Origin of the sequence: Mesorhizobium sp. M4A.F.Ca.ET.050.02.1.1, assembly GCF_003997725.1 — a bacterium.
GTDB lineage: Bacteria > Pseudomonadota > Alphaproteobacteria > Rhizobiales > Rhizobiaceae > Mesorhizobium.
In genome coordinates this window covers 1-3,720 of sequence record NZ_RZSG01000609.1, presented here as the reverse complement: position 1 = coordinate 3,720, position 3,720 = coordinate 1, and the positions used below count along the sequence as shown (strand labels likewise).

At 64.0% G+C, this 3,720-nt stretch carries 3 protein-coding genes; all 3 read right to left on the bottom strand.

Annotated features, from left to right (window positions below):
* Nucleotides 1-1,798, bottom strand: a 1,798-nt coding sequence (locus EOA33_RS27840; protein ID WP_145989311.1) for a bifunctional UDP-sugar hydrolase/5'-nucleotidase, incomplete at its 3' end; no start/stop codon positions are given.
* Between the two features lie 191 nt (nucleotides 1,799-1,989).
* Nucleotides 1,990-2,364, bottom strand: coding sequence for a hypothetical protein (locus EOA33_RS27835; RefSeq protein WP_126058429.1), 375 nt, complete (start codon nucleotides 2,362-2,364; stop codon nucleotides 1,990-1,992).
* A 281-nt stretch (nucleotides 2,365-2,645) separates the two neighbouring features.
* The coding region (locus tag EOA33_RS27830) for a saccharopine dehydrogenase C-terminal domain-containing protein (protein ID WP_127407103.1) at nucleotides 2,646-3,720 on the bottom strand (1,075 nt) is incomplete at its 5' end.

Below are 3,720 nucleotides of genomic sequence, written 5' to 3'. Positions count from 1 at the left end.
CGGCAGGGGCCGTTTCCGCCGGAGCCGTCGGCGGTGTCGTGGCGATGTCGCCCGAATTGGCAGGCAAGGCGGGCATCTCGGCGGGCGCCGCCTCGGCCGGCTTCGCTGGCTCGGCTGCGGGCGCCGGTGCCGCTGGCGCCGCTTCGGCTGGCTTCGCCGGTTCGGCGGCGGGCGCCGCCGCGACGGTCGCGGCGATCTCGGTGATGCGGCCGTCGAGCTTCGGTGTATACGGCCGGTGCGCGCCGAGATAGTCGGCGACGACCTGCTCCAGGCCCGGGCCGTAGTCATAGGCGTTCTTGGCCTTCTCGGCGAAGACCTTGTAGCCGTCGCCGCCCTGGCGGACATAGTTGTTGGTGGCGACCAGATAGTCCTTGTCGGGATTGATCGGCGCCCAGGCGCCGTTCTCCATCACCTCGACCGACTTGACGCGTCCGGCGTTGGGCGCGACCGATTTGTCGAAGGAATATTTCAGGCCGGCGACCTGCGGGAAGCGCCCGGCGCCGTCCTCGATCTGGCTGAGGCCGCTTTCCAGCCCGGCGACGAGGTCCTTGCCCGAGATCTGGAAGGTCGCCAGCGTGTTCTGGAACGGCAGCACGGTCAGCACCTCGCCCATGGTCACGGTGCCCTGGTCGATCGAGGCGCGCAGGCCGCCGCCGTTCGAGATGACGATCTCGACGCCCTGGCCCTTGACGCGGTCGAGGATGGCATCGGAGACGAGGTTGCCCATCTCGCATTCGCGGGCGCGGCAGTTGTCGCGGCTGCCGTCGATGGCCTTAGTGGTCTCAGCCACTTCCTTGTTCTTCAATTCCTCGATCGGGGCGCCGAGCTCCTTGATGCGGGCGAGCACGGCCGGATCGGGCGTGATCGACTTGTCGAGGAAGATCGGGTCGCCGCTCGCTTGCTTGACGACGCCGTTGTCGTCGAACACGACCTTGAACTCGCCGAGATATTTCGAATAGGACGCCGCCTGCACCACCGGCACCTTGTAGCCATCGGGGTTGTCGACCATCGTCGGATAGGGGCCTGCCGCCTTCGGGTCGGTGTTCGACAGAAGCGTGTGGCTGTGGCCGCCGACCACCACGTCGATGCCGGGGATTTTCGCGATGACATCGCGCTCGCGGTTGTAGCCGATATGGGTCACCGCGATGATCTTGTTGACGCCTTGCGCCTTCAGCTTCTCGACCTCGGCGGTGATCGACTTGACGTCGTCTTCGATGGCGATGTTGGGGCCGGGCGAGGCAAGCTCCGGCGTATCATTGGTGACCGCGCCGACAATGCCGATCTTCTGGCCGCCGACCTCAAGCACGACCGACGGTTTGATCTTGCCCGCGGCGCCCGACTTGTCGTTGGGCACGACATTGGCGCTGACGATCGGGAACTTCGCCTTGTCCAGGTAAGGCACCAGCGCGCTCTCGCCGTCGTCGAATTCGTGGTTGCCGAGCGTCACCGCGTCGGGCTTGATCTGGTTGAGGAATTCCTCCTCCGCGGCACCCTTGTAGGTGATGTAGAAGAGCGAGCCCTGGAAGCTGTCGCCCGCATTGAGCAGTAGCACGTTCTGACCGTCGAGCTTCTTGCGTTCCTGCGCGATCGCGGTAACCAGCCGGCCGGCGCCGCCAATGCATTCGCCTTTGGTCTCTTCCTCGGCGGAGCATGTCGACTCGTATTTGTTGTTGCCTTCGATGCGGCTGTGCCAATCATTAAAATGCAGGATGTTCAATGTGTAGTCGGCAAAGGATGATCCGGCGGACAGGCCAAGCGCGGATGCTGAAAGAGCGGCAATGGCGGCGATCTTCTTCATTCTCGTCTCCCGGATGACCTTGAACCAGAGGCGCTTAACGCCCTTGCACTGAACGGTGCATAGCAGCCAGATCCCGACCATGTTCCCATCGCGTTTTCATCGATGCAAGCGGAATCGGGCCAGCATTGCCGGGCGCAAAAAACGGCGGCTCGCGGGCCGCCGTCTTCCGAAAAGCGAAGGATGTACCGGCTTCAGGCGCGCCGCGTCAGCACGAAGTTCTGGCCCGACGCGCTGGTGCAATTGAGCTGGCTGGTGGAGATCATCAGGCAGTTGAAGCTGATCGGTGTCTGGCGGATCAGCGAGGTGCCGTGGATCTCGACCGAAGTCGCCCCGGTCATGGTGTAGCTGCCTTCGGCGAGCTTCTGGCCGGTGTCCGTGGCGACGGTGGTGAAGGTGCCGGCGGTGAAGCTCGACAGGCCGGTGCCCTTGGCGTCGATCCAGGAACCCTCGACGCCTTTCGGTCCGGCTGCGATCGGTGGCTCGGAAGGGCCGACGGTGGTGCAGGCAGAAGCGGCGAGCAGACTTGCCGCCGCAACTGCCGAAAGCAATTTGCGCGCAATGGTCATTTGAAATCCTCTCCTCTCGCATCGGCCGGAAAACCGCTTTCGATTTTCGGAAGGCACGAGGCGTACATCAAAGTGCTGGAGCGTACTTTCCAATGGATGCACGTCGCTCCAGGCCGCACCCCTTCAATCGCCCGATTTCCGGGCGATTGCAAGGCATCGCGGCATGCCGGCGCCGCATCGGCCCGAAAATCGAAGATCGATCTTCGGAAGGCGTGATGCACGCAATTTCAATGGCTTAAAGCCCTCTTGCAGGTCCGAAGGAGCGCGCGCGCTGCAACCCGCTATCGCACCAGGATGTTGCGGAATTGCCACGGGTCGTTCTTGTCGAGATCCTCGAGGAAAAGCCCCGGCCGGTGATCGAGCGGAGTCCAGTCGGTATAGTAGCCCTTGACCGGCCCGAGATAGGGGAACTGCACTTCCAGGCAGCGCTTGTAGTCCATCTCGTCGGCCTCGACGATGCCGGCTTGCGGGTTTTCCAGCGCCCAGACCATGCCGGCAAGCACCGCCGAGGTGACCTGCAGGCCGGTGGCGTTCTGGTAGGGAGCGAGCTTACGCGCCTCGGCCAGCGACAGCTGCGAACCGTACCAGTAGGCGTTCTTGTCGTGGCCGTAGAGCAGCACCCCGAGCTCGTCGATACCGTCGACCAACTCGTTCTCGTCAAGCACGTGATGGACAGGTTGCGCCTTGCCAGCCGCGCCGAACATCTCGTGCAGCGACAGCACCGCGTCATTGCACGGATGGTAGGCATAGTGGCAGGTCGGGCGGTAGTGGACCTTACCCTTCTTGCCGCGCAAGGTGAAGAAGTCGGAGATCGAGATCGCTTCGTTGTGGGTCACCAGGAAGCCATATTGCGCGCCGGGCGTCGGGCACCACGAGCGCACGCGGGTGTTGGCGCCGGCCTGCTCCAGATAGATCGCCGCCTGCGAGCCGTTCTTGTGCTTCCTGGCGTTCTTCGGCATCCAGGTCTCATGCGTGCCCCAGCCGAGTTCGGCAGGCTGCATGCCCTCGGAGACGAAGCCTTCGACCGACCAGGTGTTCCAGAACACGTCCATCGGCTTCGGCTTCTTGGTGCGCTGCGTGTCGCGCTCGGCAATGTGAATGCCCTTGACGCCGGCCTTCTTCATCAGTTTCGCCCAGCCCTCGCGGTCACTCGCGGCCGGCTCGGCAAACTCCAGCCCAAGATCGGTGGCGAGGTGGACCAGCGCCTGCTTGACGAACCACGATACCATGCCCGGATTGGCGCCGCAGCAGGAGATCGCGGTGCTGCCGCCGGGGTTCCTGGCGATTTCCTCGCGCACGCTTTCGCGCAGCGCGTAGTTGGTGCGCGCGGCGTTATCCGCCTTGTCGTCGAAGTAG

Coding starts and splice junctions, on each gene's coding strand:
- EOA33_RS27835 (WP_126058429.1), bottom strand. CDS start 2,364: ATGACCATTGCGCGCAAATTGCTTTCGGCAGTTGCGGCGGCAAGTCTG.